Source organism: Pseudomonas sp. GW822-FHT02E03, assembly GCF_058802325.1.
This window is the reverse complement of sequence record NZ_JBXAOA010000089.1, coordinates 1-5,000: the sequence shown is the minus strand read 5'-3', so window position 1 is coordinate 5,000 and position 5,000 is coordinate 1. Positions and strand designations below refer to the sequence as shown.

Here is a 5,000-nt window from a genome sequence, read left to right as displayed (position 1 = left end):
CCCCCCCCCCCCCCCCCCCCCCCCCCCCCCCCCCCCCCCCCCCCCCCCCCCCCCCCCCCCCCCCGCTCCCACAAGGTCTGCGTTGCATTGGCTTTCGTGTGTCTTATCAGCGGCGCCCTTTGCAGGGGAGGGCTCGGGTATACTCGCGCGTTTTGTGATGCCCTGCTGGCGTCACGGCTGAGATATGCAGCGTCATGCAATGCGCACTTACGATTTGTCGGTGCAGCTTTCATGATTCTGAACCAGCCTTGCAGGGATGTTTCGGTGATTTTTGGAGTTTTTATGCTCGAACAGGCTCAACGCGTCCTCAAGGACATCTTCGGCTACGACAGTTTCCGTGGCCGTCAGGGTGCAATCATTGAGCGCGTGGCCAGTGGCGGCGACGCCTTGGTGCTGATGCCTACCGGTGGCGGCAAGTCCTTGTGCTTCCAGGTGCCGGCACTGCTGCGCGAGGGCCTGGCCGTGGTGGTGTCACCGCTGATCGCACTGATGGACGATCAGGTCGCCACCCTCGAAGAGCTGGGCGTCGCCGCGGCGTCGTTGAACTCCACGCTGAGCGCTGAGCAGCAGCGTGATCTGGCGGCGCGGATCAAGCGCGGCGAGGTGAAAATGCTCTACCTGGCGCCCGAACGCCTGGTTCAGCCGCGCATGCTGGCTTTCCTGCAAAGCCTTGAAATCGCTCTGTTCGCCATCGACGAAGCGCACTGTGTGTCCCAATGGGGCCACGATTTCCGTCGGGAATACCTGCAACTGGGCCAGTTGGCGGAATTGTTTCCCAACGTCCCGCGCATTGCCCTGACCGCGACGGCCGACAAGCGCACCCGGGAAGAAATCGTCGATCGTCTGCATTTGCAGGATGCCGAGCGTTTCCTCTCGAGTTTCGACCGGCCCAATATTTTCTATCGCATCGTGCCCAAGGAACAGCCGCGCAAACAGTTGCTGGCGTTCCTCGCCGAGCGGCGCAGCGATGCCGGTATCGTTTACTGCCTGTCGCGCAAAAAGGTCGACGAAGTGGCGGTGTTCCTCAGTGAGCAAGGTTTCCCGGCGCTGCCGTACCACGCCGGTCTACCCAACGACACGCGGGCCCATCACCAAAAGCGCTTCCTCAACGAGGAAGGTTTGATCATGGTCGCCACCGTGGCGTTCGGCATGGGCATCGACAAGCCCAACGTACGTTTTGTCGCGCACCTGGATTTGCCGAAGTCCCTTGAGGCCTATTACCAGGAAACCGGTCGCGGCGGTCGTGATGGCCTGCCGGCGGATGCCTGGATGGCGTACGGCCTGCAAGACGTAGTGATGCTCAAGCAAATGCTGCAAAACTCCGAAGGCGACGAGCGCCACAAGCGTCTGGAGCAGCATAAGCTCGACGCCATGCTCTCGCTCTGCGAAGAAACCCGCTGCCGCCGCCAGACCCTGCTCGCGTACTTCGACGAAGACATGCCCGAGCCCTGCGGCCACTGCGACAACTGCGTCGACGGCGTGCAAACCTGGGACGCCACCGAGCCGGCCCGTCAGGCGCTGTCGGCGATCTACCGCACCGGTCAGCGTTATGGCGTCGGTCATCTGGTCGATGTGCTACTGGGCAAGGACAACGAAAAGGTTCGCAGCTTCGGCCATCAGCATTTGTCGGTATACGGCGTAGGCAAAGCGATGGGGGAGAGCGAATGGCGCTCCTTGTTCCGACAACTTGTTGCCCGTGGCCTGGCGGACATCGACCTCGAAGGCTACGGCGGCCTGCGCCTGAGCGATACCTGCCGGCCATTGCTCAAGGGCGAAGTGACCCTGGAACTGCGCCGCGACCTCAAGCCGCAAACCACCGCCAAAAGCAGCAAGAGCCAGGCCAGCCAACTGGTTCGCGGCGAAGAACGCGAACAGTGGGAAGCCTTGCGTGCCCTGCGTCGCAAACTGGCCGAAGAGCATGGCGTGCCGCCGTACGTCATCTTCCCCGACTCGACGCTGCTGGAAATGCTCCGCAGCCAGCCAACTTCTCTGGCGCAAATGGCCACGGTCAGCGGTGTCGGCGCGCGCAAACTGGAACGTTACGGCGAGGCCTTCCTCGAAGTGCTCGGCGGCCAGGTCGAGGCGCCGAAAGTGGTGGCCGATGTGCGTCACGAATTGATCACGCTGGCCCGGGCCGGCATGACACCGCTGCAGATCGCCGGTCAGCTGCAATGCTCGGAAAAGAACGTTTACACAATGCTTGCCGAAGCCATCGGCAAACAGCAGCTGTCACTGGAACAGGCGCTGGACCTGCCTGAAGAGTTGATGGGCGAAGTTCAGGACGCTTTCCTCGACGGCGAGGGCGAGTTGCCATCGGTATCAGAGATTGCCGCGCTGTTCGCGGGAAGAGTCCCGGAAGGCGTTTTGTATTGCGTTCGTGCCGCCCTGCAGTCGGAATTCGAAGTCTGAATGACCTGCGGCATAGATGTAACGATTCAGTACAGGAGCAAGCCTTGCCTATAGCCAAAGGTCATGCTTAGCTGACTAATAATTAGCTTTTCTCTATTTTCAGTCTAACCATGAGTGTTTTATGCCGTTAACCGATCAACACCGCTTTGGCATGCAACTGGCCCAGATGTCTCGGGGCTGGCGTGCCGAACTGGACCGCCGATTGGCTGGCCTGGGTCTGTCCCAGGCGCGCTGGCTGGTGCTGCTGCATTTGGCACGTTTCGAGACTGCCCCCACCCAACGCGAACTGGCGCAAAGTGTTGGCGTCGAAGGGCCCACTCTGGCCCGACTGCTCGACAGCCTGGAAAGTCAGGGCCTGGTGCAACGCCAATCCGTGCTGGAAGACCGTCGGGCAAAAAAAATCGTCCTCTGTGCCCCGGCCCGGCCCTTGATCGAACAAATTGAAACCATTGCCACTCAATTGCGCCACGAACTGTTCGAAGGCGTTGATGAGGCGGATTTGAAAGTCTGCATGCGAGTCCACGGGCACATCCTGGGTAACCTGGAAAAATCTTGAGGCATAACCACGCGCCGGACTTTTGAGATACCCCGTTGGGCAGACTATAAAGAACTACTAGGCAATATCGTGTTCGTACCGGATGTGCGAATACGTACAGGTTGGTTCAGGTTATTTAAGGGATGCTCATGCTCGAGAGTTGGCACGTTGTATTGCGGTGTTGCACCAGGCTGCTGCTGCTCGGTGGTGCTGTCACTTACTCGGCATTGGCCCCTGCGCTCGGGTTGGGTGAGATCACCCAGCATTCGGCGTTGAATCAGCCGTTCAATGCCGACATTGCTTTGGTGGACGCTGGCGGCCTGGCGGAGGGCGAGCTATCGGTCAGCCTGGCGACGGCGGACGAGTTCAGCCGCGCCGGTGTTGAGCGGGTGTTCTTCCTCAACGACCTGAAGTTCACACCGATCCTGCGGGGCAACCGCAGCCTGATCCGGGTAACCTCCAGCAAACCGGTCAATGAACCCTTCCTGAATTTTCTGGTGCAGCTCAATCAGCCCAATGGGCGTTTGCTGCGCGAGTACACAGTGCTGATCGATCCGCCAGGGTCACCGGGCATTGTTCCCGTCAACGATGACCCCGCGCCGCGCCCTCAGTCTTCCGCGTTCCCGTCGGTTGAGCCGGCGGTAGCACCGCCATCTGCTGCGAAGGCGGCGGTGCCCAAGCCTGATGTCGATAAACCAGCTGCCGCGCCCGCGAATGATGCTGTTGCCGAACAGCTGGCCGCCAGCGTGCTGCAGAACCAGCAACTGCAAACGACCATCAATGAGTTGAATGCGAAGCTTCAGGGACAGGATGAGCATATTGCCGGCCAGAAAAAACAGCTGATCGAGCTGCAAACCCAACTGGCGGAAGTCAAACAGGCATCGGCAGAGCCGGTCGTGCCCGCAGTGTCGGCGCCGGTGCCCGTGCCCGTTGCAGTAGAGGAGTCTGAACCGACTCCGTGGCTGCTGATCATCGGGTTGCTAGCAGTGGTGGCGTTGGTATTGCTCGGCGTATTCCTTCGCCGTCAACGACAGCAGGTTCAGGCTCAGGTCCAGCCCGAGCCGTTACCCGTACCGCCGTCGCGTCATGAACCGGTGCTCAGTCGCGCAACAGAACCGGCCAGTCCTGCGCCCCGGCCGCAACCGCTAGCCGGATCGGCCGAAGAGACTCCCGCAGGCGACGTGCTGGAAGGGGTGGGGATCTATCTGGCGTATGGCCGTTTGTCCGAGGCGGCCGGTTTGTTGCGAGACGCGTTGGTCAGGGAACCCCAGCGCACCGATCTGGCCGTGCAGCTGTTGGAAGTCCTCGGTAAACAGGGCGACGTGCAAGCGTATGACGCGCAGGAAAGCAGCCTGCGAGACGCCGGGTTCGATGCACAGCAACTTCAGGACATCCGCGCCCGCTATCCGAAACTGATCAGCGCCGCACCGGTGGTCGCCGCCGTGGCTGTGGCGCCGCCCATGCCTGCTGTCCCTGAAGCCGCACCGAGCGATGAGTTCCAGTTGAACCTCGATGACCTGTCGATGGATTCGAATTGGGACCTGATCAGCCCCTTCGAAAACTCATCATCCAGCGCTAAACCGTCGAATGAGTCAGCGCAGGTAAACGACCCCGGGTTCACCTCGAATCTGCATGTATTGCCCGATGTTTTCGAAATGCCCGAGGAGCCGACGCTGGACGAGCCCGAGCTTGAATGGATCGCCGAACCGGACGCTCAATCTCTGGACGAGACCTTTCTCAACGAATTCAGCGACCCTGGCCAGCTGCTGGAGCTTGAGCCGCTGAATGCTGAGTTGATGGATCTTGAACCGGCCGGGCCGAGCAGCGCGGGCAAACTCGAACAGGCCCAGACCTGCATCGACGACGGCGATCTGGACAGCGCCATCGAGCTGCTTAACGAGTTGCTCAAGGAAGGTGACGAACCGCTCAAGGAAACGGCCCGGACGCTGTTGGCCGGTATCCGATAACACCCTTACCCATGTAGGAGCGGGGGGGGGGGGGGGGGGGGGGGGGGGGGGGGGGGGGGGGGGGGGGGGGGGGGGGGGGGGGGGGGGGG

At 61.4% G+C, this 5,000-nt stretch carries 3 protein-coding genes; all 3 read left to right on the top strand.

Going from position 1 to position 5,000, the window contains the following annotated elements; all coding sequences use genetic code 11:
* Positions 1 to 282 precede the first annotated feature (282 nt).
* The gene (recQ, locus tag AC1RQB_RS28085) at positions 283 to 2,409 is read left to right on the top strand and encodes a DNA helicase RecQ (RefSeq protein WP_063342876.1); all 2,127 of its coding nucleotides are present in this window, start codon (positions 283 to 285) and stop codon (positions 2,407 to 2,409) included.
* Between the two features lie 121 nt (positions 2,410 to 2,530).
* On the top strand, positions 2,531 to 2,965 hold the full coding sequence (locus AC1RQB_RS28080; protein WP_008074924.1) for a MarR family transcriptional regulator: 435 nt from the start codon (positions 2,531 to 2,533) through the stop codon (positions 2,963 to 2,965).
* Positions 2,966 to 3,093: 128 nt separating this feature from the next.
* Positions 3,094 to 4,911, top strand: a complete 1,818-nt coding sequence (locus tag AC1RQB_RS28075; RefSeq protein ID WP_063343931.1) for a motility hub landmark protein FimV — start codon at positions 3,094 to 3,096, stop codon at positions 4,909 to 4,911.
* The last annotated feature ends 89 nt before the right edge of the window (positions 4,912 to 5,000 follow it).

Coding starts and splice junctions, on each gene's coding strand:
- recQ (WP_063342876.1), top strand. CDS start 283: ATGCTCGAACAGGCTCAACGCGTCCTCAAGGACATCTTCGGCTACGAC.
- AC1RQB_RS28075 (WP_063343931.1), top strand. CDS start 3,094: ATGCTCGAGAGTTGGCACGTTGTATTGCGGTGTTGCACCAGGCTGCTG.
- AC1RQB_RS28080 (WP_008074924.1), top strand. CDS start 2,531: ATGCCGTTAACCGATCAACACCGCTTTGGCATGCAACTGGCCCAGATG.